At 37.2% G+C, this 25,496-nt stretch carries 28 protein-coding genes; 10 read left to right on the top strand and 18 right to left on the bottom strand.

Annotated elements, in window-relative coordinates:
* Positions 1-24 precede the first annotated feature (24 nt).
* The 12 genes from ffh to CVT15_RS04320 form a co-directional block, all read right to left on the bottom strand.
* Entirely contained in the window at positions 25-1,365 is a 1,341-nt protein-coding gene (gene ffh, locus CVT15_RS04375) for a signal recognition particle protein (RefSeq protein WP_087585842.1), read from the bottom strand.
* Between the two features lie 62 nt (positions 1,366-1,427).
* Positions 1,428-2,186, bottom strand: a complete 759-nt coding sequence (locus CVT15_RS04370) for an RluA family pseudouridine synthase (RefSeq protein WP_087585841.1) — start codon at positions 2,184-2,186, stop codon at positions 1,428-1,430.
* Positions 2,183-3,319, bottom strand: a complete 1,137-nt coding sequence (gene waaA / locus CVT15_RS04365) for a lipid IV(A) 3-deoxy-D-manno-octulosonic acid transferase (RefSeq protein ID WP_087586010.1) — start codon at positions 3,317-3,319, stop codon at positions 2,183-2,185. Before waaA ends, CVT15_RS04370 begins: the two co-directional genes overlap by 4 nt.
* An 8-nt stretch (positions 3,320-3,327) precedes the next feature.
* Entirely contained in the window at positions 3,328-4,035 is a 708-nt protein-coding gene (locus CVT15_RS04360; RefSeq protein WP_087585840.1) for a zinc ribbon domain-containing protein, read from the bottom strand.
* Positions 4,036-4,052: 17 nt separating this feature from the next.
* A complete protein-coding gene (locus CVT15_RS04355; protein ID WP_087585839.1) occupies positions 4,053-4,775 on the bottom strand; it encodes a Nif3-like dinuclear metal center hexameric protein in 723 nt (240 codons plus the stop codon).
* A gap of 6 nt (positions 4,776-4,781) precedes the next feature.
* Positions 4,782-5,642, bottom strand: coding sequence for a glycine--tRNA ligase subunit alpha (glyQ, locus tag CVT15_RS04350; protein ID WP_087585838.1), 861 nt, complete (start codon positions 5,640-5,642; stop codon positions 4,782-4,784).
* An 18-nt stretch (positions 5,643-5,660) separates the two neighbouring features.
* The gene (locus CVT15_RS04345; RefSeq protein ID WP_107898073.1) at positions 5,661-7,199 is read right to left on the bottom strand and encodes an AbgT family transporter; all 1,539 of its coding nucleotides are present in this window, start codon (positions 7,197-7,199) and stop codon (positions 5,661-5,663) included.
* A 5-nt stretch (positions 7,200-7,204) separates the two neighbouring features.
* Complete coding sequence (locus CVT15_RS04340; RefSeq protein ID WP_103577078.1) at positions 7,205-7,624, bottom strand: GyrI-like domain-containing protein; 420 nt, start codon at positions 7,622-7,624, stop codon at positions 7,205-7,207.
* Positions 7,625-7,627: 3 nt separating this feature from the next.
* Positions 7,628-8,101 (bottom strand): DUF3972 domain-containing protein, encoded by a 474-nt coding sequence (locus CVT15_RS04335; RefSeq protein ID WP_103577077.1) that lies wholly within the window; start codon positions 8,099-8,101, stop codon positions 7,628-7,630.
* 12 nt (positions 8,102-8,113) lie between these two features.
* Positions 8,114-8,608: a 5-(carboxyamino)imidazole ribonucleotide mutase gene (purE, locus tag CVT15_RS04330; protein ID WP_103577076.1), complete on the bottom strand. Its 495-nt coding sequence runs from the start codon at positions 8,606-8,608 to the stop codon at positions 8,114-8,116.
* Positions 8,605-9,864 (bottom strand): peptidase U32 family protein, encoded by a 1,260-nt coding sequence (locus CVT15_RS04325; protein WP_103577075.1) that lies wholly within the window; start codon positions 9,862-9,864, stop codon positions 8,605-8,607. Before CVT15_RS04325 ends, purE begins: the two co-directional genes overlap by 4 nt.
* Complete coding sequence (locus CVT15_RS04320; RefSeq protein WP_103577074.1) at positions 9,864-10,622, bottom strand: chemotaxis protein; 759 nt, start codon at positions 10,620-10,622, stop codon at positions 9,864-9,866. Before CVT15_RS04320 ends, CVT15_RS04325 begins: the two co-directional genes overlap by 1 nt.
* 135 nt (positions 10,623-10,757) lie before the next feature.
* On the opposite strand from CVT15_RS04320, the gene CVT15_RS04315 reads away from it, so the two are divergent.
* Both CVT15_RS04315 and glnA read left to right on the top strand, forming a co-directional pair.
* Entirely contained in the window at positions 10,758-11,537 is a 780-nt protein-coding gene (locus tag CVT15_RS04315; RefSeq protein WP_103577073.1) for a histidinol-phosphatase, read from the top strand.
* An 87-nt stretch (positions 11,538-11,624) separates the two neighbouring features.
* Positions 11,625-13,055 (top strand): type I glutamate--ammonia ligase, encoded by a 1,431-nt coding sequence (gene glnA / locus CVT15_RS04310; protein WP_087585831.1) that lies wholly within the window; start codon positions 11,625-11,627, stop codon positions 13,053-13,055.
* A gap of 96 nt (positions 13,056-13,151) precedes the next feature.
* On the opposite strand, the gene CVT15_RS04305 is transcribed toward glnA, so the two are convergent.
* Entirely contained in the window at positions 13,152-13,757 is a 606-nt protein-coding gene (locus CVT15_RS04305; RefSeq protein WP_103577072.1) for a LysE/ArgO family amino acid transporter, read from the bottom strand.
* Positions 13,758-13,905: 148 nt separating this feature from the next.
* Here CVT15_RS04305 and CVT15_RS04300 point away from each other — a divergent pair, with 148 nt between their 5' ends.
* Positions 13,906-15,543: a DNA polymerase III subunit gamma/tau gene (locus CVT15_RS04300; RefSeq protein WP_103576347.1), complete on the top strand. Its 1,638-nt coding sequence runs from the start codon at positions 13,906-13,908 to the stop codon at positions 15,541-15,543.
* On the opposite strand, the gene ccoS is transcribed toward CVT15_RS04300, so the two are convergent.
* The gene (ccoS, locus tag CVT15_RS04295) at positions 15,540-15,770 is read right to left on the bottom strand and encodes a cbb3-type cytochrome oxidase assembly protein CcoS (RefSeq protein ID WP_103576341.1); all 231 of its coding nucleotides are present in this window, start codon (positions 15,768-15,770) and stop codon (positions 15,540-15,542) included. The two genes, CVT15_RS04300 and ccoS, sit on opposite strands and share 4 nt — an antisense overlap.
* The gene (locus CVT15_RS04290) at positions 15,770-18,151 is read right to left on the bottom strand and encodes a heavy metal translocating P-type ATPase (RefSeq protein ID WP_103576342.1); all 2,382 of its coding nucleotides are present in this window, start codon (positions 18,149-18,151) and stop codon (positions 15,770-15,772) included. Before CVT15_RS04290 ends, ccoS begins: the two co-directional genes overlap by 1 nt.
* A gap of 289 nt (positions 18,152-18,440) precedes the next feature.
* On the opposite strand from CVT15_RS04290, the gene rho reads away from it, so the two are divergent.
* Positions 18,441-19,781, top strand: coding sequence for a transcription termination factor Rho (rho, locus tag CVT15_RS04285; protein ID WP_021090510.1), 1,341 nt, complete (start codon positions 18,441-18,443; stop codon positions 19,779-19,781).
* 129 nt (positions 19,782-19,910) lie between these two features.
* Here the strand turns inward: rho and CVT15_RS04280 are convergent, their stop codons facing one another.
* Positions 19,911-20,123, bottom strand: coding sequence for a transcriptional regulator (locus tag CVT15_RS04280; protein WP_002941953.1), 213 nt, complete (start codon positions 20,121-20,123; stop codon positions 19,911-19,913).
* Positions 20,124-20,282: 159 nt separating this feature from the next.
* Here CVT15_RS04280 and CVT15_RS09950 point away from each other — a divergent pair, with 159 nt between their 5' ends.
* Positions 20,283-20,540: a hypothetical protein gene (locus CVT15_RS09950; protein ID WP_230853975.1), complete on the top strand. Its 258-nt coding sequence runs from the start codon at positions 20,283-20,285 to the stop codon at positions 20,538-20,540.
* Positions 20,494-20,886, top strand: coding sequence for an outer membrane beta-barrel protein (locus tag CVT15_RS04275; protein ID WP_230853974.1), 393 nt, complete (start codon positions 20,494-20,496; stop codon positions 20,884-20,886). The genes CVT15_RS09950 and CVT15_RS04275 overlap by 47 nt, the downstream gene beginning before the upstream one ends.
* A 56-nt stretch (positions 20,887-20,942) precedes the next feature.
* On the opposite strand, the gene CVT15_RS04270 is transcribed toward CVT15_RS04275, so the two are convergent.
* Positions 20,943-21,422 carry a GNAT family N-acetyltransferase gene (locus tag CVT15_RS04270; RefSeq protein ID WP_103576343.1) on the bottom strand — a complete coding sequence of 160 codons (480 nt, stop codon included), beginning with the start codon at positions 21,420-21,422 and terminating at the stop codon, positions 20,943-20,945.
* The gene (gene nusA, locus CVT15_RS04265) at positions 21,422-22,525 is read right to left on the bottom strand and encodes a transcription termination factor NusA (RefSeq protein WP_107898074.1); all 1,104 of its coding nucleotides are present in this window, start codon (positions 22,523-22,525) and stop codon (positions 21,422-21,424) included. Before nusA ends, CVT15_RS04270 begins: the two co-directional genes overlap by 1 nt.
* A 172-nt stretch (positions 22,526-22,697) precedes the next feature.
* On the opposite strand from nusA, the gene CVT15_RS04260 reads away from it, so the two are divergent.
* Genes CVT15_RS04260 through CVT15_RS04245 form a run of 4 tightly spaced genes read left to right on the top strand, consistent with a single transcriptional unit; the run spans position 22,698 to position 25,437 of the window.
* The gene (locus tag CVT15_RS04260) at positions 22,698-22,940 is read left to right on the top strand and encodes an HP0268 family nuclease (protein WP_087585823.1); all 243 of its coding nucleotides are present in this window, start codon (positions 22,698-22,700) and stop codon (positions 22,938-22,940) included.
* On the top strand, positions 22,940-24,241 hold the full coding sequence (gene miaB, locus CVT15_RS04255) for a tRNA (N6-isopentenyl adenosine(37)-C2)-methylthiotransferase MiaB (protein WP_107898075.1): 1,302 nt from the start codon (positions 22,940-22,942) through the stop codon (positions 24,239-24,241). Before CVT15_RS04260 ends, miaB begins: the two co-directional genes overlap by 1 nt.
* Complete coding sequence (locus CVT15_RS04250) at positions 24,222-25,001, top strand: lysophospholipid acyltransferase family protein (protein WP_107898076.1); 780 nt, start codon at positions 24,222-24,224, stop codon at positions 24,999-25,001. Before miaB ends, CVT15_RS04250 begins: the two co-directional genes overlap by 20 nt.
* Positions 24,991-25,437 carry a hypothetical protein gene (locus tag CVT15_RS04245; RefSeq protein ID WP_107898077.1) on the top strand — a complete coding sequence of 149 codons (447 nt, stop codon included), beginning with the start codon at positions 24,991-24,993 and terminating at the stop codon, positions 25,435-25,437. Before CVT15_RS04250 ends, CVT15_RS04245 begins: the two co-directional genes overlap by 11 nt.
* Positions 25,438-25,496: the final 59 nt, after the last annotated feature.

Here is a 25,496-nt window from a genome sequence, read left to right as displayed (position 1 = left end):
AATATCCAAATTTAAACCCTTTTATCAAACAGGTCTTTTAAAATTTGCTTGAGAAAGCATATTTGCAAGTCCTTTTGCTCCACCTTTTCCTGAAAATTTCTTAGCAAGTTTTGAGGCATTTTCAAACTGCTTTAAAAATCGATTTACCTCTATCTGAGAAAGTCCAGAACCAGCCGCTAAACGTCTTTTTCTGCTATTGTTTAAAAGTTCAGGATTTTCACGCTCTTTTTGCGTCATAGAGTTTATCATAGCTTTAATGTGCAAAATTTCTTTTGAATTATCAAGGTCTATATCTTTTATCTGATTTGCAATATTTGAAAGTCCAGGTATCATTCCCATTAAAGACTTCATACTGCCAAGCTTTTTAACACTCTCCATCTGATCTAAAAAGTCATTAAAGTTAAACTGACCTTTTTTTATCTTTTGATTTAGGCGTTTTGCCTCTTTTTCATCTATAATAGTCGATGTTTTCTCAACCAAAGTAGCTAAGTCACCCTCGCCCATTATACGGCTTACGATACGGTCTGGTATAAAACTCTCGATATCAGCAACTTTTTCACCAGTACCGACAAATCTAAGTGGGATATTTAGCTGTTTTGCGATACTAATAGCTACGCCACCCTTTGAGTCAGAATCAAATTTAGAAAGGATAACTCCAGAAATTCCCAAAATTTCATTAAAACTTGTAGCTGTTTTTACGGCGTCTTGACCACTCATAGCGTCAGCTACGTAGAAAATTTCATGCGGATTTATCGCATTTTTTACATCTTTTATCTCTTGCATCAACTTTTCATCGATCGCAAGACGACCAGCGGTATCCACTAAAAGCACGTCATAAAGACCACTTTTTGCTTTTTCTAATGCCTCTTTTGCTACTTTTATAGGGTTGTTTTCATTTTCTATATAAAAAAGATCGATCTCGTTTGCAACGCAGAGCTGTCTTAGCTGCTCAACTGCCGCTAATCTTTGCAAATCACAAGCCGCAACTAAAACTTTTTTCTTTCTTAGTTTTAGATAGCTTGCAAGCTTGATAGTTGTCGTTGTTTTACCACTACCTTGCAAACCAGCCATCAAAACAATGGTCGGTGCAACTGGCGCATAAACAAAGCCTTGGTTGCCAGGAGCTGTTAAGATAGTCGTTAAATTTGACTTGATCGCATCTAAGAAATTCTTTTGACCAACGCCAGTTTGTTTTAGCTCGCTTTCGATAGATGCGAGTAGATCTTTGGTGACTTTATGGTGAACATCAGCTTTTAAAAGAGCTTTTTTAAGCACGTCAAGTGCGTTTTTTAGAGCTTTTTCGTCATCTACAAAACGTATCTTGCTAACGGCTAATCTAAAAGACTCGCTAATTTGTTCAAACACTAATCACCTTTCTAAGTTGTTATTAAAGGGCGTATATTACTAAATAATTTCTTTATTGCTCTTTAAATTTCAAATTTATTAGATAGCTCAAATCCAAGGGAGTTAAATTCTTTTGGAATCGGCGCTTTAAATTTATAGTTTAAAAGAGAGATAGAATAGGCATGCAAAAACATTCTATTTGCCCTATTTTTGCCGTACTTCTCATCACCAACGATAGGTAAATTTAAACTAGCCAAATGTACTCTTATCTGGTGCGTTCTGCCTGTTTTTATGGCAACTTTTACCAGCGTTTTTTTGCCAACAACCATGAGAGGTGAAATTTCACTGATCGCCTCTTTGCCATCTTTTGATATCTTTGAAATGGCACCATTTTTATTTTTTATCGTTAAGATCGGCTCATTTACGACCACTTCCTCGCTCATGATGCCCCTAACTGCTGCCACGTAAATTTTCTCAACCTTCATCTTTTTAAACTCATTTACGGCAAGGTTCGCAAATTCGTCATTTTTTACAAGAAGTAGCACCCCGCTCGTATCTTTATCGAGTCTGTGAAGTAGTGGAAATTTATAAATTTGACTGATTTTTTCACTAGTTATGGCAGCAGGCTTATTAATGGCTATTAAATTTTCATCTTCAAAGATAACGCTTGGCCTTGGCATCTCTTCGACGTTAAATTTAGTATTTTCGCTCATTAGCGCACGAGCGATCATCACCTTTTGTCCCTTGGCATAGACTAGCCCACTGTCGATAAGCTCCTTTGCCTCGTTGTTTGAGATATTTTTTTGTTTGGCTAAAATTTTATACGCTTTTTCTTCACTCATAAAGTGCTCCTTATATCTTCTATAATCGCATCAGCGCTTGCTTGCACGGCGATCTTACTCTTCTTAGCACCACTATCTATTATGCCGTCTATCTCGCTAGCCTTTGCGATATAGATGTTTTCAACTAGGCTAAATAGCGCCTTTTGGTTAAATATAAACTCACCACTAATTACCACTGGGTTAAATTGCGCGCACTCGATTGGATTATGCCCGCCGATATTTGGCACAAAACTGCCTCCAAGCACGACTATGTCGCTAATAGTATAGACATTTACAAGTTCGCCTAAAGTATCAAGTAAATTTACTTTAGCTTCAAATTTATGCATTTGGCTAAATTTAGCAAAGCTAAAATCATGCTTTTTAGCGTAATCGCTCGCTAGCTTTTCCACCTCTGCAAACCTCTCAGGATGGCGTGGTGCGATAATTAAAAGATCGTTTTCTTTTAAATTTAAATTTTCTAAAATCATCTCTTCTTCGCCAGCGTGAGTACTTGCTAGCACGATCACTCTAGCTTTTGGCTTTTCATAAACTCTACTCACACTTGGCAAAAACGCAGCTTTTATGTTGCCAGCAACCGCTATTTCGCCTGCTCCAAGCGACTTTAGCCGCTCTTTATCAAGCTCGCTTTGGGCGTAAATCTTATCTATAAATTTAAAAAGATATCTATAAAAAAAGCCAAATTTCAAGTAGCTTTTGTAACTTCTATCTGAAATTCTAGCGTTTATGAGGATCACGCGGCTGCCTTTTAGCTTTGCCATGAAAACTAGCATAAGCCAAAGCTCAGCCTCAAAAATAACTAAAATTTTGCTCTTTTTTAGCCAAAATGGCAAAAAAATTTCAAATGGCAAAAATCTCGTGTTAGAGCAAATTTTACTTGCCGCTTCAAAGCCTGTATTTGTCACCACACTTATGGCTTTACTATCAAATTTTTGTATCAAAGGTTTGAGTGCTTGCACCTCGCCAAATGAGCAAGCGTGAAAATGTACATCTGCATCTTGAAATTTAGGATTATTAAATAGAAAAAAACGTGCCGGAATCGACTTATGATACTTTTTTTTAAAACTTAAAAAAAATAAAAAGATAGCCCCAAATAGATAGAGTATTGAGGCTAGAAAGTAATATATTATTATCACGAAATGTGTTATTGCTCTTGTTTGTATAAAATTCTGCCACAATGCGGACATGTAACGATATCTTCGCCCTTGATAACAGCAGAGAAAGTTTTGTCATTTATCTGCATAAAACAACCATAACAAGCTTGTTTTTTTACAGGAACAACGGCTGTGTTATGAGCCCATTTTCTAATTTTTTCATAAAATGCGAGAATTTTTTGATTCATAGTGGCGATAAGCTTGTCTTTTTTAGCATAAACTTCTTTACGTTCTTTTTCGATATTTTCAAGCTCAGATGAAGTTTTGCTTTTTATATTTTTTAAATTCTCTTCAAGTTCAGCTTTTTTTGAACCAAGCTCATCTTTTTGACTATTTTTACTATCTATTAGTTTCTCAAGTCTAGCGATCTCCTCATTTGCAGCCTCAAGTTGCTCTTTTGCAATATCTTCTTCAAGACTTAGAGCTTTTATCTCCTTTTCGCTTTTTGCACTTGAGCTTTTTTTAGCTACATCTTTTATCTTTGCACTAAACTCGGCAATATGAGCATTTGTGCCTGATTTTTGAGACTTTAAGTCGCTTACCTCTTCATCTAGTCTTTCTATATTAACCACTATGGTTTCGCACTCTTCTTCTATATTTTTATAAGCCTTTTCTATGTCTTGAATGCGTGGTATAAAGCCATCTATTTGTTTATCAAGATCAGATAATTCAACTAATTGTTGTAAGTATTTATTCATAATGTTTCCTTTTTTTGTTAGCAATATGTAAATGGATTTTTAGAATTGCGTATTATAACTTCAATTTTCAGATTTTGCAAATATTTTGCTAAAAAATCGCCAAAATAACGTTCACTTTCATAGTGATTTATATCGATTAAATTTAGCCCATTTTCCTTTGCATAAAGAGCTTGGTGATATTTTAGATCACCCGTTAAAAAGACGTCTGCTTTTACATCTTGGATGAGATCTCCGCCACTTCCAGTGCAGATACAAATTTTAGAAATTTCATCTTTTGCATGAACCACTCTTAAATTTTCTAGACCAAGTTTTTCTTTTACAAATTCACAAAGCTCGCTAAATTTCATCTTCACATCAGCGTAGATCAAAAAGCCCTCTTTGCTTAAAATTTCAAGCCCCAAAACCTGCGTTACAAATTTTTCATTTAAAAATACAAGGTCAGCGTTTGTATGAAGCGAGATGAGCGAGATATTTTTTATCATCATCTCTCTTATGAGTGAGCTTGGATAAAGGCTGTAGTCTAGGCTTTTTAGCCCTTTAAAAATGAGTGGATGGTGAGTGATAATAAGCGAATTTGGCAAGACATTTTGCAAAAGTTTGCCATCTAAATCAAGACTTAGATAAATTCGCTCAAATTCGCTATCAAATGAGCCAACTTGTAGGCCACTATTGTCCCAAGACTCTTGGCTCGCAAATGGGCAAATTTCATCTAAAATTTTATAAATTTCAGCTATTTTCATAAAATTTTACTTTTGCTCTAGGCTTTCTTTATAGGTTAGTGCACACTCTTTTGCAAGCTCTCGAATTTTTAGGATGTAGTCTTGTCTTTGCGTAACACTAATCGCTCCACGCGCATCAAGGACGTTAAATGTATGAGCTGCAAGCATGCAGTAATCATACGCAGGCAGTGAAATTTTAGCCTCCAAGCAACGCTTACACTCGCCAAATGCATTTTCAAACTGGTTAAAAAGCATATCAACATTTGCTACTTCAAAGTTATATTTACTCCACTCGTACTCACCTTGTTTGTGAACGTCGGCGTAGGTTACGATATTGCCACCCCTATCGTCCCAAGCGATGTCATAAACACTATTTACATCTTGTAGATACATAGCTAAACGCTCAAGCCCGTATGTTATCTCGCCAGAGATCAACTCGCATGCGATGCCACCTACTTGCTGAAAATAGGTAAACTGCGTCACTTCCATACCATCTAGCCAGACCTCCCAGCCTAACCCCCAAGCGCCCAGAGTCGGGCTCTCCCAGTTATCCTCGACGAAACGAATGTCGTGATTTTTCAAATTTAACCCGAGCTTTTCAAGGCTTTTTAGATAAAGCTCTTGTATGTTTTCTGGGCTTGGTTTTATAAGCACCTGAAACTGATAATAAGCTCCTAGGCGGTTTGGGTTTTCACCGTATCTACCATCAGTCGGGCGGCGAGATGGGGCAACGTATGCAGTAGCCCACGGCTTTGGTCCAAGGCTTCTTAAAAATGTCGCCTGATGATAAGTGCCCGCGCCCGCAGGCATATCGTATGGCTGAAGTATAACACAACCTTGCTCTTGCCAATAGTTTTGAAGGGTTAATATTATTTGTGAAAATGTCATTGCTTTCCTTTTAAAATTTTACTTTACATAGTGTATAACTGCACCAGGTCCTAGTGGTAGATCAAAAATGTACCAAAATGACATTAGCGCTGTCCAAGAAATTAAAAATGCAACCGTATAAGGAAGCATAATAGAAACAACTGATCCGATTTTTAACTCTTTATTGTATTTTTGCATAAAAGCTACTATCAAAACAAAAAACGGCATCAAAGGCGTTATGATATTTGTAGTAGAGTCGCCTATTCTAAAAGCAGCCTGTGTAAGCTCTGGCGAGAGTCCAAGATTCATAAACATTGGTACAAAAATCGGAGCCATCATCGCCCACTTTGCAGAATCAACAGCTATAAATAAATTTATAAAAGCGATCAAGAAAATAAAAACTATAATAAGGCTAAGTCCGGTTAATCCAATCTCTTTTAGAAAAATAGAACCTTTTATAGAAAGCACTAGCCCAATATTTGAGGTATTAAAAAGATATGTAAATTGGGCTGCAAAAAATATCAAAACCAAAAATCCTGATAGCTCAGAGATAGATTGTTCCATAAATTTTATGGCGTCATTACTACTTTTTATAGTCCTAGCACCTACACCGTAAGCTACACCTACCACTATAAAAAGCAACATCATAAAAACAACAATAGAATGCATAAAAGTAGATTTCATAAAGCTTTCATTGCCTTTTGCTCCAAATAAAGAGCCTGAAGGTAAAATAGCCACAAGCAGTAAAATCACAAAAACAATCAACGCTATTAGTGAAAATTTTAAGCCACGTTTTTGCTCTGCACTTATCTCGCTATGCTCTTTTAGACTAAAATCACCTAAAAAATCAAATTTACCAAGCCTAGGCTCTACGATTTTATCTGTTACAAACCAGCCAACAAATACGATCAAAAATGTCGAAGCGATCATAAAGTACCAATTTGCAGTTGCTAACACTACATAATCTGGATTTAACACGCTAGCTGCTTGCATAGAAAATGCCGCAAACATAGGGTCATTTGTACCGATTAATAAATTTGCCGACCAGCCACCGCTAACACCAGCAAAAACAGCAGCTAGTCCAGCAATTGGATGGCGACCAAATCCAGCAAATAAAATAGCTCCAAGCGGGATTAGTACAACATAGCCAACTGAGGAAGCAACATTTGACATTACGCCAAGAAAAATAACGATTGGAGTTACCCATATTTTGGAAGATTTTAAGGCAATCTTTGTCATAAGTGCTGATAAAAGTCCAGACTTGTCTGCAATACCAATACCTAGAATAATTGCAAAGACTACTCCCAAAGGATAAAAACTAGTAAAATTTTTAAGCACAGACGAAACAAAAGATCTAAGACTATCAGCAGAAAGCAAATTTATAACATTTGCATTAAGCTGTGATATTTGTCCGTCTTTGATAGCCTGATAGCTTACACCAATGTCCATCTTTTCTAATACAAACGATATTATTATCGTAATAATCGAAAGATAGATAAAAAGCATAGTTGGATTTGGTAATTTATTACCAAAATTTTCAATAAAACTTAAGATTGAACTATTGTTTTTTTTATTCATTTTTTCTAACCTAAAATAGATATAAAAATTTTTATCTCATCGCTGCCGTAAAGCTCAAAGTCCGTTTCATAGGCTCTTTTTAGCTCACTATTTTCAAAATACTTCCAAATTTTACCCCAAAATTTTCCTACGTTTTGCGGCTCTCTTGCAAAAGTAAAAACGGCATATTTGCCACTTTTTATCCCTAGAATTTCATCACTTTTGTGGCTTGATCTTGTGCCGATGAAGTTATCGTAATATCCATTCAGATCGCTTTCATAGTTGCAGTAAATGCTATAAATTTCACTCTTGCCATCGTAGTGCTCACTCATAAATTTAGACCATAAAGCTGGAATTTTACCCTTGCCACCTATCTCATCTTCATTTTTAGTGCGAGTTTTTACTCCGTAAATTTCAAAGCTATCCTCTAAATTTATAATCTTCATAAACTACTTTTGTCCGTTAAAATTTTCAACCGCTTGGTTCCACATGAGCTTGTATTTTCGTTTTAGAAATTCAACTTCATCTTGTGAAATTTTAAGCTGTTTTGTGAGCGTCTCGACCGTTTTTCTATCCTCGTCATAGAGCTCTTGCATCGAAATAAGCGCCTCTTTTAAAAATTTATTCTCATTTCTTAGGGTTTCAAGCGTCTCATCCTTTGCGTCAAGCACTTTTTCGTGTAAATTTAATATCGTTCCAATCGTCTTTTCAACAAAGCTGATACCATCTTGGCTTTGCGGCTGCAAGGATAAATTTTGCGAAACACTAGGCACCACGCTCATCGTTCCTTCGCTCGCTTCTATCAAAGTTTCTCCATTTTCCTCTTTGGTTTTCAAAACGCCACGATTTATCATATCTTCGATAACTTCACGCTCCAAGTGTACAAGTTTGCAAAATTCATCAACACCAAGATAGGTCTGCACCGCTTCTCCTTTTTACAGTATCACTTCAACCTTTGAAGAGTCTTCCTCTAAGGCCTTTACTTTCGCCTCTCTATCGGCTTTTAAGGCACTTGCCAGACTATCATCTTCAAGAGCTAAAATTTGCACCGCCAGATAGGCTGCGTTTACCGCGCCGGCTTTACCGATCGCCACGGTGCCCACAGGCATGCCACCTGGCATCTGCACGGTGGAGTATAAAGCGTCAACGCCGCTTAGAGCTGAGCCTGCCATTGGTATGCCGATAACTGGTTTTGTTGTATTTGCTGCGATTGCACCAGCTAGGTGAGCCGCCATACCAGCAGCTGCGATAAACACTTTTGCGCCCTTTTTCTCAGCATTTGCGACGTACTCACTAGTTCTTTTTGGGCTTCTGTGGGCTGAGCTGATTATCAGTTCATATTTTACGCCAAATTTCTCCAGAGTCTTTGCCGCCTCGCTAACGATCTCATAGTCACTTTTACTTCCCATTATAATAGAAACAAATTTCATATTTTCTCCCTTAAAAAACTAAATTTTGGCAGCTTAACGCCGAGGTTTATCTCATTTTCATTGCCACTGTGAATTTCGCTCATGACCTTGCCTTTTTTGGTGATGAGCTGCTTAAATTTGATAAATTTCTTGCCCTCTTGTGAATAAACCTTTGAAATTTCATTCTCGCTATCATCTATATGTGAGCCGGTAGGAGCCACGATCTCATAGCTGTTGCCTGGAAAAATTTTATATTTACACTTAAAAAATTCTCCATCTTCGCTTATTGCATTTACCTGATGTGTGCCCTCTTCTAGGCTGCTAACGTGATTTTGTGTATCGGTTCGTTCATAAGGTCTATGCACCAAGTAGCCATCCGTAAAGCCGCGATTTTTTAGTGTATTTATCTCATTTTCATAAATTTGTGCGTCAAATTTATCGTCCATGGCATCATCTATCGCCATTTTATAAGCTCTTGCTGTGCAAGCTGCGTAGTACTCGCTCTTTGTGCGACCTTCTATTTTTAGGCTATCTATCACGCCACTATCAACGATCTCTTTAATGTGAGAGATGAGGCAAAGATCTTTTGAGTTCATAATATGAGTGCCATTTTCATCCTCTTCTAAGCGGAAAAGCACGCCACTCTCTTCGTTTTTGGCATAGAGTTCATACTTAAACCTGCAGTCGTTGGCACAGCTGCCGCGATTTGACATACGCCCGCTTTGCACTGAGCTTACTAAGCACCTACCAGAATAAGCAAAGCACATTGAGCCATGTACAAAAATTTCGATATCAAGAGTTGGAATTTCTTCTTTTATCTTTATGACATCTTTTAAGTTCATCTCGCGTGCTACGACGATACGTTTTGCACCCATATCGTGATAAATTTTTGCATCAAGCACATTCATGACATTTGCCTGAGTTGAGAGGTGTATCTCGATATCAGGAGCGATGGCTTTTGCTAGACTCATGACTCCTGGAGTTGCGATGATAAAGGCATCTGGCTTCATTGCCGAGATAGTCTGCAAGTGCCTTTTTAGTGGCTCAATCTGAGAGTTAAAAGGAAAAGCATTTATGGTCGCATAAAATTTCTTTCCCTTTGCATGTGTGTAGTCTATCGCCTCTTTGAATGTTTCAAGGTTAAATTCCCTTGCTGATCTAGTCCTTAGTGAAAAACTAGCCACTGAGCCATAAACGGCATCAGCCCCGTACTCAAGGGCGATTTTGAGTTTTGTTAAATTTCCAGCTGGGGATAAAAGCTCAGGCCTTTTTAGCACTATTTTTTACCCAAACTTTCTATCAAGGCTTCGATATCGTCGTTGCTGACAAGATTTTCAGTCGTTGTATCACCAGCGATGTGAACAGCAGAGCTAACACGCTTATCATCGTCGATTTTACCTTCAAACAAGGTATTCATATATTTGCTAAGTGCTCTCATAACGTTGATAACACGCTCGATCTTTTGCCTATGGATGTCTTGATACTGCATCATATCCATAGCCATCATTATCTCATCTTGTCCCATTTGTAAATTTCCGATAATATTATCGATCGTGCCAAGAAGTGAGTTGTTTTTCTCTAAAGCTTCGCTAAATGCAACAATATTTGGAAATTTCTCACTTAGTGTCGTAAATAGCTCGATATTTGAGTTTATTGTGTCTTTTAGGCTATTTGAGTCGCTCTCAGCGTCCATAAAAAAGTTATTTATCGTTTCAAGCTTATCAAACATCTGAGTAGCTTTTTCTTCGCTATCTCTTGTTACGTCATCAAGCTGATGAACCATTTTGTGATCTTCCGTTGGTGGTGGTGGTGGCCAAACGCCATCTGCACTTACTCTGTAATTTTCTGCATTCTTTGAATTACTTTCTGGTTTTGACTGTGTCTCATCTTTAGTATCAATTGCTTCTGCAACTTCTGTTACCTCGTCCGTATCCTCTTTGACGTCCGCAACCTCTTGGCCAGCATCTTCTTTAGCATTATCTAACTCATCATCTAGCCCACCTGCCATAAGTGCGTCAAGTTCCTCTTGGGTCATAAAAGCTCCTAATAAAATTTGGCTTGATTATATAGGATTTAAATAAAAAGTAAGTTTAAAGGCAATGCTTTTATCTTTAAATTTATAAATTTTTAGATAGCATTTTTAAAAATAAACGACCTTAAAAGGCTAAAAATGACCGTCGATCTTCACAACCACACGCCACTTTGCAAACACGCAGTTGGCAAGCCAAGAGAGTATGTACAAAATGCAATAAAAGCTGGCACAAAATACTTTGGCTTTAGCGATCACGCACCGATGAACTACGATGAAGCTTACAGAATGAGCTTTGATGAAATGCAAGGCTATGAAGATAAAATTTTACATTTAAGAGATGAATTTAGTGGTGAGATAGAAATTTTACTTGGCTATGAGATGGATTTTTTAGATGGTTTTATGGACGAGCGAGTTTTTAGTAGAAAGGTTGATTATCTAATAGGCTCTGTGCATTTTTTTAATGGATGGGCATTTGACAATCCTGAATTTATAGGAGGATATGCTGGCAAGGATTTAGATCAAATTTGGCAAGAGTATTTTGATCATGTTAAAAGATCAGCCAAGCTTGGCAAATTTGACATAATGGGGCATATTGATCTACTTAAAATTTTTAAATTTTTACCCAAAAAAGATATTAGAATTTTAGCGCGTGATGCGATAAATGCGATAAAAGAGGCAAATTTAGTAGTTGAGATAAATACAGCTGGCTTTAGAAAGCCTATCGGCGAGCAATATCCAAGCGTAAATTTACTAGAGCTTATAGGTGAAAAAGATATAGCTATCACTTTTGGCTCAGATGCCCACACAAAAGAAGATATCGGTAAAAATGGCGAAATTTGCGAGCAAATAGCTAGAGATTTAGGCTATTCAAAATGTGCTATTTTCAAAAACAGAGATAGAGAATTAGTAAAATTTTAGATTGGGTTCAAATAGAATATAAATTTAATCTTAAATATTAGGTTTTATGATAGAATACGAAAAATTTAAAAATTAAAAGGAGAAAAAGTGGGAAAATTCGTCCAAAATATAGATCATTTTTTTGATTTTTGTAAAGAAAATGAAGTCAAATTTGTAGATTTTAGGTTTACTGATTTAGGTGGTGCTTGGCATAGCATTAGCTACAACATAAAAGCTGTTACGAAAGAAAATTTTATAAATGGTATCCCGATGGACGCTAGTTCTATGCATGGCTGGCAACCAATTGATAAGAGCGACATGATAATGAAGCCAGAAGCTACAACCGCATTTTTAGACCCATTTACTTCTGATATTACAGTCGTTGTTTTTTGCGATATTTACGACATTTACAAAGGTCAAATTTATGAGAAATGCCCTCGCTCAATAGCCAAAAGAGCAATGCAGTACGTAAAAGATAGCGGTCTTGGTGACGAGGCGTATTTTGGCCCTGAGAATGAATTTTTTGTCTTTGACAACGTCAAAATCATCGATAGCCCAAACTGTGCGATGTATCAAGTAGATAGCGAGGAAGGCGAGTGGAACGATGCTACTGACTTCAAAGATAGCTACAACACAGGTCATCGCCCACGCAGAAAAGGCGGTTACTTGATGACTCAGCCAATCGACAGCATGGTAGATCTAAGAGCCGAGATGATGCAAGTTCTAGAGCAAGTTGGTCTTGAAGTCTTTTTAGGACACCACGAAGTCGCTCAAGGACAAGGTGAGATCGGCGTAAAATTTGGTAACTTAGTCGAAGCCGCCGATAATGTCCAAATTTATAAATACGTCGTTCGCATGGTCGCTCACCTAAACGGCAAGACAGTTACATTTATGCCAAAACCACTTTATGGCGACAACGGAAGCGGCATGCACGTGCACCAGTCAGTCTGGAAAGATGGCAAAAATTTATTTTATAAAGATGGCGGATATGCGAATTTAAGCGACTTTGCGAGGTACTACATCGGCGGTGTTTTAAAACACGCAAGAAGCGTCGCAGCCTTTACTAACCCAAGCACAAACAGCTACAAACGCCTAATCCCAGGCTTTGAAGCACCGTCTATCCTGACATATTCAAGTCAAAACCGCTCAGCTAGCATACGTATACCTTATGGTGCAGGCGAAAACTCAGTAAGAGCTGAGATGAGATTTCCTGATAGCACAGCAAACCCTTATCTAGCTTTTTCAGCGATGCTAATGGCTGGCCTTGATGGCGTTAAACACAAATACGAGCCAGTTGGTCCAATGGATGAAAATTTATTTAAACTTCATCTTGATGAGATCAGAGAGCGTGGCATAGAGCAGCTTCCACACACGCTTCGTGGTAGCTTAGAAGCACTAATTCGTGACAACGAATATCTAAAACCGATAATGTCAGATGATTTCATCGACACATATCAGCACGTGAAATTTGAAACTCAGGTTTGGCCTTATGAAGCGCGTCCAACCGCTTATGAGTTTAAAACTTGTTTCTCTTGCTAATCTAGTAAATTTTGCCTTGGCACACACGCCAAGGCATTTTTAAAAATTCATACAAAAATACAAAATATTTAACATAAAATTTTATGTATTTTATCCTTATACCTTGACAAATAGTAAACTAAAAGCTATTACCAACATAACAATTCCAACAAAAATTTCTAAAATTTTCCATGAAATTTCTTTGGCAAAAATTGGTGCTAAGACTCTAGCGCCGTATCCCAAAGAAAAGAAAAAGACTAATGATGCGAGACTAGCACCGATGCCAAAAATTATGTTTTCACCACCAAATTTTATTGAAACCGATCCTATTAAAAGCATCGTATCAAGATATACATGTGGATTTAGCCAAGTAAATGCAAGCGTTAAAAGTACTATTTTGCCAAATTTATGTTCATAATTTGTGTTTGGGATTAGGCTTTTATGGTTTTTAAAAGCACTATACAAACTTTTAAAACCATATACAAACAAAAAAGCAAAACCACCATATATGGCGACTTGTTTTATAAAAGTAAATTTTTGTATCACTTGTCCAATGCCAAAAACACCAGCAAATATAAGTAAGGCATCGGATAATGCACATATCAAGCAAACTACAAAAATATGCCCCTTTTTTATTCCTTGTTTTAAAACAAACGCGTTTTGTGCACCGATGGCCAATATCAACGATAAACTAGTAAAAAAACCACTCCAAAATGCAGACATTTTCATCCTTTTTAAATTACCAATTATCTAAAATTTAACTAAAAGCAATCTAAAAGATCGAAAATTTTAACTATATGAAAAGGATAAATAATCATAAATTTATGCCTTTTTTTATAAAATCCTTGAACTTTATAAAAAGGATACCGCATTGCAAGCACTAGCTTTAAAATATCGCCCTAAAAATTTTGATGAACTTATCGGTCAAGAAGCAGTTAGTAAAAGTCTTATACACGCACTTGACGAGGGTCGTATAAGCCACGCATATCTATTTTCTGGGCTTAGAGGCAGTGGTAAAACTTCAAGTGCTAGGATATTTTCAAAAGCTTTAGTATGCGAAAAAGGACCTACCTCAAAACCATGTGAAGTATGCCCACAATGCATAATGGCAAATGAGTCAAGACATATGGACATCATCGAAATGGACGCAGCTAGCCACAGAAAGATAGATGATATAAGAGAGCTAATAGAGCAAACAAAATATGCTCCAGCAATGGCAAGATATAAAATTTTTATAATCGATGAAGTGCATATGCTAACCAAAGAGGCATTTAACGCTCTTTTAAAAACACTTGAAGAGCCACCAAGCTATGTAAAATTTATCCTAGCGACGACTGATCCATTAAAACTCCCAACAACGGTGCTTTCAAGAACACAGCATTTTAGGTTTAAGCAAATAAGCAGATATAGCATCATTAAACATCTTGAGTTTATTTTAAGCAAAGAAGGCATTAGCTACGAAAAAGAGGCACTTGAAATTTTAGCAAGAAGCGGCGGAGGATCGCTAAGAGATACTTTGACGCTTCTTGATCAAGCTATCATTTACGGCGCAAATAATGTCACGGCAAATGGCGTAGCATCGATGCTAGGGCTTCTTGACCCAGAAAAGATCGAAGAGATAATAGCTCATGTTTTAAATCACGATAAAAATGCTATCAGAGTGCTCGTAAGCAAACTTGAAAGCTATGATCCAGAGATGATAATAGATGAAATTTTGGCAAATTTAAAACAAAAATTTTTAGAAAATGACTCCAAAATTTCTCTACTGGTTTACGAAAGGTTTTTTAGGATCTTGGCTCAAGCTAAGGGCATGTTAAACATAAGTAGTGACAATGGCTTTGTGCTAATGCTAATGCTTTTTATGATGATAGAAGCGTTAAATTTACAAGACATTGATGACGCTATAAATGAAGTGATCTCAAAAAATAGCGAAAATTCCACTCAAATCACAGAAGTCATCACTCAAAAAAGCCAAGCAGCTCCTGCTAAAATGCAAGGTCCATACGAACTCTTCTTAACAAAAATTTATGATAGAAATTACGATCTTGGCGAGTTTTTTAAAGAATTTGTAGAATTTAGCTTCTTTAATAATAATGAGCTTGGACTGATAGTAAATGCAAAAGATGAAAATCTTAAATATTTTAAGAAAAATTGGAAAATTTTAAATGAGATATTGCATACGCTTTTTGGACAAAATGCGAAGATAGTAAATGCAAAGAGCGATGAGCAAAAAGCACAAACTAAGACGCCTAAAGCCTCTTTAGAAAATAATGAAAAAAGCGAATTAGACGAGCTTGATGAGGAAATTTCAAGACTAAATGCAAATAACATTGAAACTAAAAATGAGCCAAAAACCGAGATAAAAACCGAGCTACAAAACGAAAAAAATAACTTTGCTTTGATGCTAAATAAAGAGCCAAAAACGCCAGAAGAGCTTCAAAGGCAAAGAGAACAAGGTGTGCTAAAAGAGGCTAATAGACTTTTTGGTGAGCCAACGATTGAGAGCTAAATTTTATCTTTATTAGATTTTGCTCTTTTTTTTAGAGCTTCTTTTTTGCGAAGCTCTAACTCGTAAGCTTCATTTAGTGCATCTTCATCGTCCAAATTTGCTCCGTCTAAAAATTTTCGGTAGTCCTCAAATTGCTTATTTTTTATCCCCCAAAGCACGCCAAAAAGCAAAAATGCTCCCATCAAAACTGAGATAAAAACTAGTATCGCAAGTGTCGCACTATCCATTATTTTTCCTTAAATTTTCTAACAATATAAAGCGAGTTTAAGATAACACTTAGCGAGCTAAGCGACATAAAAAGTGCAGCAAATAGCGGTATGACATAGCCACATACGGCAAATGGCAGAGCAAGAACATTATAAAGAAGACAAAAGAGCAAATTTTGCTTTATCGTTTTGTAAGTAAATTTCGAGATTTTTATGGCCTTCGCTAGACTTTTTAAACTATCATCAAGTAGCACTACATCGCTTCTTTCTAAGCTTATTGCCGCCCCGCTTCCCATACAAATGGCAACATGAGCAAGGCTAAGCGCTGCTGCGTCGTTTATGCCATCCCCTACCATTAGCACCTTTTTGCCCTGCTCTTTTAGTTCGCTTATAAATTTAGCTTTCGTTTCAGGCAACATCTCTGCTCTAAACTCACTCACGCCAAGCTCATCTGCCACGTTTTTTACCACTTTTTGCACGTCGCCACTTAAGATACACACTTTCATGCCAGCGCTCTTTAGCTCGTCTATCAAGGTCTTTGCCTCGGGCTTTACACTATCTTTTAGATAAAATTTCGCCACTAACTCACCATTAAGCCCCACAAAAAAGCTCACATTTTCTTCAGTTTCATCAAAGCTAATACCATTTTCAACTAAAAATCGCTTGCTTCCTGCATAAAATTTTTTACCTGAAATTTCAGCCTCAACACCCTTTGCCACGCTTAAATTTATATTTTTAAGCTCTATTTTCCTTGCGCCTTTTTGCTTTAGAAATTTAGCCACTGCCACGCTTATTTGATGATTTGATATAAGAGCTAGCGAATAAATTTCATCTAAACTTATGCTCTCTTTTATGAAAAAATCACTAACTTCAAATTCCGCCTTTGTGAGCGTGCCAGTCTTGTCAAATACCGCTACATCGCACTTTGCAAGGCTTTCAAAAAATTTAGCCTCTTTAAAAAGTACTCTATTTTTAAAGGCCACACCAAGGGCACAGACACTACTAACTGGCGTGGCAAGCGCAAGCGCACAAGGGCAAGCGATCACGATGACGCTAACAGCCGTGACAATAGCCTCTGAAAAGCCATATTTAAAGTACCAAAACCAAAATGTAAAAAATGCCAAAGTCAGCACGCTAAGAGAAAATTTAGAAGCGATTTTATTGACTACTAGCTCGATATTTGGCTTTTTTAGCTCTGCATTTTGGAGTAAATTTATAAGCTGATTTAGATAAGAATTTTTAAAAATTTCCTTTGCTTCGTAGATGATTTGTCCATTTTGACAAATGACGCCACTTTTTACCTCTTGCCCCACTCCCAAGGTCACAGGCAGGCTCTCTCCAGTTAGACTTGAGCTATCCACACTTGCCTCACCACTAAGCACTACTCCATCAAGTAGCGCCCTCTCGCCAGATCTAAGCACGATCTTTTCGCCCAAATTTACATCTCTTGGCTCTTTTAAAACATCCTTACCATCTTCTAAAATACATACCTTTGCAAGCAGCATATCATTTAAGAAATTTGAAGTCTCAAGTGCCTTTTTCTTACCCAAAATTTCTAAAAATTTACCGATAAAAACAAAGGTGATGATCATTGCAACCGAGTCAAAATAGCTCTCGCCACTCCTCGTAAACATCGCATAAATCGAGTAGATATATGTTATGCTAGCTCCGGTGATAACAAGCAGATCCATATTTGGCGAAGCGTTTTTTATGGCTATCTTTGCTCCTTTGAAAAACTCGCTACCAGTATAAAAAAGTACAGGCGTTGCTAATACAAACTGCGCAAAGCTTAAAATATCTTTTATATCGCCTCTTATACCACTAAAATACCCGCTATACTGAGCAATGGCTAGCCACATAATGTTCATCGTAGCAAAGATACCAACTAGCGCTTTTGTGTAAAATTTCCTTCTTTTCTTAGCTAGCTCGTCCTCTTTTTGACTCGTAGCATATGGCTTTGGGACGTAGCCAACGGCATAAATTTTTTCAATTATTTGCTCTACCAAAAGCTCTTGCTCATCAAAAACAATAACCGCTTTTTGATTAAGTGAGTTGATATTTACCTCCAAGACTCCAGACAAGCTAAAAAGTGCCTTTTCAAGTAGCCAGATGCAAGCTGAGCAAGTGATACCATCGATTAAAAATGAAATTTGACTAAAGTCGCCCTCTTTTGTCACAAGCTCACTAAAATTTGCCGCTAAATTTTTGATATTTGCTCCGCTACTTGCAGGATTTAGCGTATTTTTACCAAGACGCTCATAAAACTCACTAAGCCCATTTTCATTTAAAATTTCATAAACACCTTTGCAACCAACACAGCAAAATTTAAGTCCGCTTTCATTTGAGATCATCACGCTTTCATCAAATTTTAATCTACAATGAGCACATCTACTTTGTGGCATTTTTACTTTCTTTTATCTAAAATTTTTACCAATATTATTGCATCACATGCCTATTACGCACCATATAAATTTATGGTAGGCAAACTACAAAAATAGGCACAAATTTCTTCTTTTATTATCGTTATAAAATGGCGAGATTATAGCAAATCAACCATTTTTGAGCAAAAATTTTATTTTATGCCATTTCTTGACAACAAAGTTTTATTTTTATAAAATGCCAAAACTTTCAAAAACTTCTTTTTGAAACCTAGAAATTCTGCAAAATTATCCCCGCATTTAAAGAGGAAATATGGAAAATAACCAAACCGAGCAAAGTGCTGCTCAAAACACAAAAACTACAAAAAAGCATCAAGCATCAAGAACACACATACCAGTAGACGGACACAAGATCGAAGAGCTAAGAACGCTTAGTTTAGATGAGCTAGTACAGATCGCAAATAGCGTTGGTGTCGAAAATCCACGAGAATTTCGTAGGCAGGATTTGATATTTGAGATACTAAAAACCCAGACAAAACAAGGCGGCTTTATACTATTTACTGGAATTTTAGAGATCACAAACGAGGGCTACGGCTTTTTAAGAGCTGTTGATGCGAATTTAAGCGACAGTTCAAACGATGCATACGTCTCAAACTCACAGATCCGCAAATTTGCACTTCGCGTGGGCGACATCATCACCGGCCAAGTAAGAGAGCCAAAAGATCAAGAAAAATACTACGCTCTTTTAAAGATCGAAGCGGTAAATTATATGCCTCTAGCAGACGCAAAAGAGAGGCCATTATTTGACAACCTAACCCCGCTTTTTCCAACTGAAAAGCTAAATTTGGAGTATGATCCGATGAAGCTAACAGGCCGTGTGCTTGACCTTTTTACGCCTATTGGCAAGGGTCAACGTGGCCTCATCGTCGCACCTCCAAGAAGTGGTAAAACTGAACTTATGAAAGAGCTAGCTCACGGTATCGCTAAAAATCACCCAGAAGCCCAGCTCATGGTGCTTTTGGTCGATGAGAGACCAGAAGAAGTTACCGATATGCAGCGCTGCGTAAAAGGCGAGGTTTTTAGCTCGACATTTGACCTTCCAGCGCTTAATCACGTCCGCGTCGCAGAGCTTGTCATCGAAAAGGCAAAACGTCTAGTTGAGATGGGCAAAGACGTCATCATCTTACTTGATAGCATAACCCGTCTAGCGCGTGCCTACAACACAGTGACCCCGCCAAGCGGCAAGGTACTAACAGGTGGTGTTGACGCAAATGCGCTTCATAAACCAAAGCGCTTCTTTGGTGCAGCTAGAAATATCGAGCATGGTGGCTCACTAACTATCATCGCAACCGCACTAATAGACACTGGCTCACGCATGGATGAAGTGATATTTGAAGAGTTTAAAGGCACTGGAAACAGCGAGATCGTGCTTGATCGCAACATCTCAGACCGCAGAATTTACCCAGCTATCAACGTTTTAAAATCAGGCACCAGAAAAGAAGAGCTACTTCAAAAGCCTGATGAGCTTCAAAAAATTTGGGCTATCCGCTCTGCGATCGCTACAATGGACGATGTCGAAGCGCTTAAATTCTTGTATGCAAAAATGCTAAAGACAAAAGACAACAAAGAGCTTCTCTCTATCCTAAACGAGTAAATTTACCGAGCTTGAAGCAGTTGCTTTGAGCTCAAATTTCTTCACTTAAAATATCCAGCTAAAAATATCTTAGAAATTTTAAATTTTCTAGCTCTTGCAATTATAAAAGAATTTACGATTTTTAAACGATTATTTACTAAATTTTTCTATGTCTTGATTGATCAAATTTTCATATTCGCAAAGCTCATTACAAGTCTTTTTGCTCTGCTCTATAAGCTCATCAAATTTAAATCCAAGCATCACAATACGATAAAGGTTGGGCTTGTGTTTTCGCCAGTTGTAAAGCGTCGCGACATCAACGTCTAAATGATAAGCCATATCACGTTTTGTCATCTTAGCCACTTTACACTCCTTTTTTCGAGTGATTTTATAAATTTTATTCTGATAAGAAAACAATTGAATTATTTTATGTTTTTTATATATTTAATTGAATATTTAAACTTTATTTAATCCAATAAAATTTAGAATACCAGTCAAACATTTTTTAAATAAGGAGTAAAAATGAAAAATGTAGTTTTAAAAGTTGCTTTAGGCTTAAGCCTAGCTAGTACAGCTGCTTTAGCACAAGGAGCGTTCATTGGGATCGAAGGAGATTACTCTTTTGGTTCAAAGCTTACTTTAAAAGGTGATGATGGCTCAAAGATCAAATTTAAAAAAGCACAGCCAGGTCTTGGTATAAAAGCTAGTTATGACTTTGACATTGCTAGAGTTTATGGAGCTTACATATACGACTTTAAGGTTAAAAAAAACAGCAAATGATGAAGATAAGAGCGTAGCTGAGTGGAAAACTCATAAATTTATAGTTGGAGCTGACTACACTCCAAGCGTAGCAAAAGATCTTAAACTAGTTCTTGGTGGCTATACTGGTTTTTCAAAACTAAAAATAAAAGGTGGCGATGCTGAAAATCCAATGGAAAATGCCAGTACAAATGGCTGGATAATTGGAGCAAAAGTCGGCGCTGAATACTCTATCAACGAAAACAATGCAGTTGAGTTTGGCGTAAAAGCAGATAGAACTAAATATAGTTCTATAACAAAATATGACAATGCAAAAACAAAAGAGACAAACGTTGGTCTTTATTTGGGATATACATATAAATTTTAGTGTTCAAAAAGCTCAAATTCAAAAGGAAATTTGAGCTTTTAATTTCAAAAAATAAGCTATAAATTTACTAGCTTTTCTAGATTTTCGCCGTCTAAGCGATAATTTCTCCACTCAAGAGATTGATTTGTAGCACCCATACTTTCATAAAATTTAATACTTGGCTCATTCCAGTTTAGGCAGCACCACTCAAGCCTTTTTAAATTTTCATCCTTGCAAATTTGAGCTAAAAATTTAAAAAATGCCTTGCCGACACCTTGATTTCTAAACTCTTTTTTTACGTAAATGTCCTCAAGATAGATCCCACCAAGCCCCAAAAATGTAGAAAATGTGTAAAAATAGATAGCATATCCTATCACCCCGTTCTCAATCTCGCAGATAAGAGCTTTTGCATGGTTTTTATTAAAGATGGAGTCTGCAAAAATTTCATTTGTAAAAGTGACTTGATCACTCAGATTTTCATAGCTTGCAAGTTCTCTTACAAGCTCACAGATCACGTCTATGTCGTCTCTAGTTGCTTTTCTTATTTGAAATTTCATTAGTTATCGCCAAAAAGTGCTTTTAGATCCTTGATCATGCCACCGTCGCTATCGCCACTGCTGGTTTTTGAGCCAAGCTCGTTTAGCTCGATCTCATAGCCTGTTAGCATGCTTGCAAGGCGGATATTTATGCCGTTTTTACCGATCGCTTTGCTCTTTTGCTCACTTGCAAGTGTAACAATCGCTTTGTTTTCCTCTATCTTTACCGATGTGATGATAGCTGGTCCCATCGCACGAGCGACAAATATCGCTGGTTCGGTGGCATATTCGATCGCATCGATGCTTTCGTTATGAAGCTCTTTGCTTACGGCATTTATCCTAACGCCCTTTGTGCCGACTGTTGCACCGACTGGATCGATGTTTGGAGTAGTTGAAATGAGCGCTACTTTAGCCCTTTCGCCAGGTATCCTAGCACTTCCTTGGATGATAATACCGCCATCTTTTATCTCAGGCACTTCTGAAATCAGCAGTGCTTCAAGAAATTTTGGTGAAGTTCTTGAGAGTTCTACTTTTATGCCTAAATTTTTATCTGTAAAGACTTTTCTAATAACAGCTTTTACGACGTCTCCTACTTTAAATTTCTCGCCTTTTATACGGTTTTTACGTGGTAAAACAGCACGAAGCTCATCTATTTCAATAAATGTATTTTCGTCATTATCAACTCTAACAACTGGACCAAAGACCATGTGACCGCTCATCTCATTATATTTTTGTAAAATTTTCTCTTCGACTAGGCGCTGGATGTGGTATTCAAGCTCCTTATGAAGCGTTTGGGCTGCGGTTCTTCCAAGGTTATCAAGACTTAGCTCGTAAGTTAGTTCATCGCCGATTTCAACACCACTGTCTATTTTCTTTGCCTCTTTTAAGCTCAAAAAGTGCTCGTTGTCCTCTTCAAGCCTCTCATCGTCGTTTGCTACTATTGAAATTTTTTGATAAAGCTTTAAATTTTTATTAGCATCAATGCTCACATCATACTCATAATTTTCACCATAAACTCTTTTTGCAGTGTTTATCAAGGCTCTTATAACGCGCTCTTTTACATCTTCTATCTCTAAATTTTTCTCATTTGCAATTGACTCAATAATATCTGAAATTCTTTCCATTTTTTCTCCATTGTGACGATAAATTTCGGGGATTTTTCGTGAAGTTTTGAAATTATACATAAGCCATACTTTTAATAACTTTAAGCTTGTTATTAACTTCTATTTAATCCTTTTTTTATGATGATTTGGGTATATTGACCGATTAAAATTTTAGATTTTGAAAGGATTAAAAATGGAGCTAAAACTTGCAAGAGCCGAATTAGACGCAAAACCAAAAACGATTTCACTAGAAAAGATAGAGACAGCTGTCGAAAAAGAGGGTCAGAAAATTTTCTATTTTGATAAAGAAAACACACACAAACAACTAATCGCCTTAGTCGAGCATTTTGAAGAAAAAGGGCTTAGTGTTTATCACAGAACCGTGAAATACGGCCTTGATGAGAGTGATTACATGTATGAAGTGCATATACTTTAATGAGTAAAAAACTTTTTATACAAACTCTAGGCTGTGCTATGAATGTTCGTGACAGCGAGCATATCATAGCCGAGCTCTCACAAAAAGAAGACTACTCCTTAACACAAAACATCGAAGAAGCTGATTTAATCCTTATAAATACCTGCTCGGTTCGCGAAAAGCCAGTTCATAAGCTCTTTAGCGAGGTTGGAGCCTTTGAAAAAGCCAAAAAAAGAGGGGCAAAAATAGGCGTTTGCGGCTGCACTGCAAGCCATTTAGGAAGTGAAATTTTTAAGCGCGCACCTTATGTTGATTTTGTCCTTGGCGCAAGAAATGTCAGCAAGATTACAAAGGCGGTAAATACGCCTAAATTTATCTCAACCGACATCAACCACGACGAGAGCGAATACGCATTTGGCGAGTTTAGAGGCTCGCCATATAAAAGCCACATCAACATCTCGATCGGCTGCGATAAAAAATGCACCTACTGCATCGTCCCGCACACTAGAGGCGATGAAATTTCCATCCCTTCAAGTCTCATCTTAAAAGAGGTAGAAAAGGCTGCAAAAAGCGGCGCAAAAGAGATATTTCTACTAGGACAAAATGTCAATAACTACGGTAAAAGATTTTCAGGCGTGCAAGAAAATATTGATTTTAGCGATCTTTTAGTAAAGATAAGCGAGATAGATGGCGTTGAAAGGATAAGATTTACAAGTCCACACCCACTTCATATGGATGATAAATTTCTTGAAATTTTCACTAATAATCCTAAAATTTGCAAGTCTATGCACATGCCACTTCAAAGCGGAAACACCAAAGTTTTGCGCGAGATGAAGCGCGGATACACAAAAGAGTGGTTTTTAGACCGCGCGCTAAGACTTAGAAAAATGTGCCCAGATGTTAGCATCTCAACTGACATCATCGTCGCATTTCCAGGTGAGAGCGATAGTGAGTTTGAAGATACGATGGACGTGCTTGAGCAAGTTAGGTTTGAGCAAATTTTTAGCTTTAAATATTCACCTCGTCCGCTCACAAAGGCAGCTACTTTTACAAATCAAATAGATGACAAAACCGCTTCAGCTAGGCTAACACGCCTGCAAAATCGCCACAGCGAAATTTTAGACGAGATCGTGGCGGCGCAAAAAGATAAAATTTTTGATGTCTATTTTGAAGAGCTAAGGGCAAATGGCGGCATTGCTGGGCGAAGTTTTAACAACTTTTTAGTTCAAGTTGATGGCAGCGAAGAGCTTCTTGGCACTACGCAAAAAGTAAAGATTACAAACCCAAAAAGAATGGTTTTGTATGGCGAGCTGCAAATTTAAAAACACCTTTGAAAAGCTCGCCCTAAACGTGGGCGTTTTTTTCATCTACATTTTGATGTGGCTCATTTTTCTAACCTGCAAAAAGAGCTACACTCCAAATTTCTTACCACAAAATGGCTGCGTCGTCGTCTTTTGGCACGGCAGACTTAGCTTTATGAGCTTTGCTTACAGGCAGTGGTGGAGCAGACAAAATAGAAAACAAGGCAAGGTGATAATCAGCGACCACAAAGATGGCGAGCTAATCACCAGAATAATCAAATTGTTTGGTATCGGCACTATTAGAGGCAGTAGCTCAAAAGGCGGTGCAAGAGCACTAATAGAAGCTTTAAGAGAGATAAAACAAGGCCACGACGTCATCATCACGCCAGATGGCCCAAGAGGACCAAGGCACAGCGTGGCAGACGGAGCTACGGTGATCGCACAAAAGTCATCTTGCGAAATTTATGCTCTAAATTTTGAAGCAAGCTCGTTTTGGGAGTTTAAAAGCTGGGATAAGATGATACTTCCTAAGCCATTTTCAACTATAAATTTTAGCCTCTCAGCTCCTTTTAATGTGGAAAATTTGGAGCAAAAAGATGCAAAAGAGAAGATACAAAACGAACTTTGGCAAGCCTCACAAAATGATGGCGGCAAGAGCGCAGAGCAAAACAAAGATGATTTTAAATCAAATTTAAAAATTTGGTGGAAAAAATATGCGCATAAAAATCCGCAAATCAGCAACGAGATAAGAGAAATTTTGGACGAAATTTATGAAAAATAAACTATCTATTTTTATAGCCATCTTTCTAATTGTTTTATTTGGACTATTTTTTTATAGCGACAACTCCTACAAGCTCGCCCTTGAAGCAAAATTTTTATACGAAAATAAAGAATATGAAAAAGCCTTGAATTTAAGCCAAAAAGCACTTGATATAGATATTTATAACAAAATGGCAAATACTGTACTAAACCAAAGCAAGGTTGCTATCAAATTTAGCTCATACATAAAAAACGGCAAAGAGTATCTTGAGCGTATCAAAAAAATGAGCCAAAGTAGCGTAAGCAAGGCTGATAGCGAACGCATTAAGATGATGTGTGATGTGATGATAGAGGATTTTGACGACCTTAAAAACTCGGCCCTACTTGATAATGAACTAAAAAATGAAGCTTTAAATACAAAAGAAATTTTCGTTAAACTTAAAAACGAGCTGTTTTAAACTTATTTAATCCCTTTTTAGCTACCATAACGAAAATTATGCACTAAATTTAGGAGATT

The sequence above is a fragment of the Campylobacter concisus genome, from assembly GCF_003048595.2.
In the GTDB taxonomy this organism is placed as follows: Bacteria; Campylobacterota; Campylobacteria; order Campylobacterales; family Campylobacteraceae; genus Campylobacter_A; species Campylobacter_A concisus_L.
This window is presented reverse-complemented; position numbering and strand designations above follow the sequence as displayed.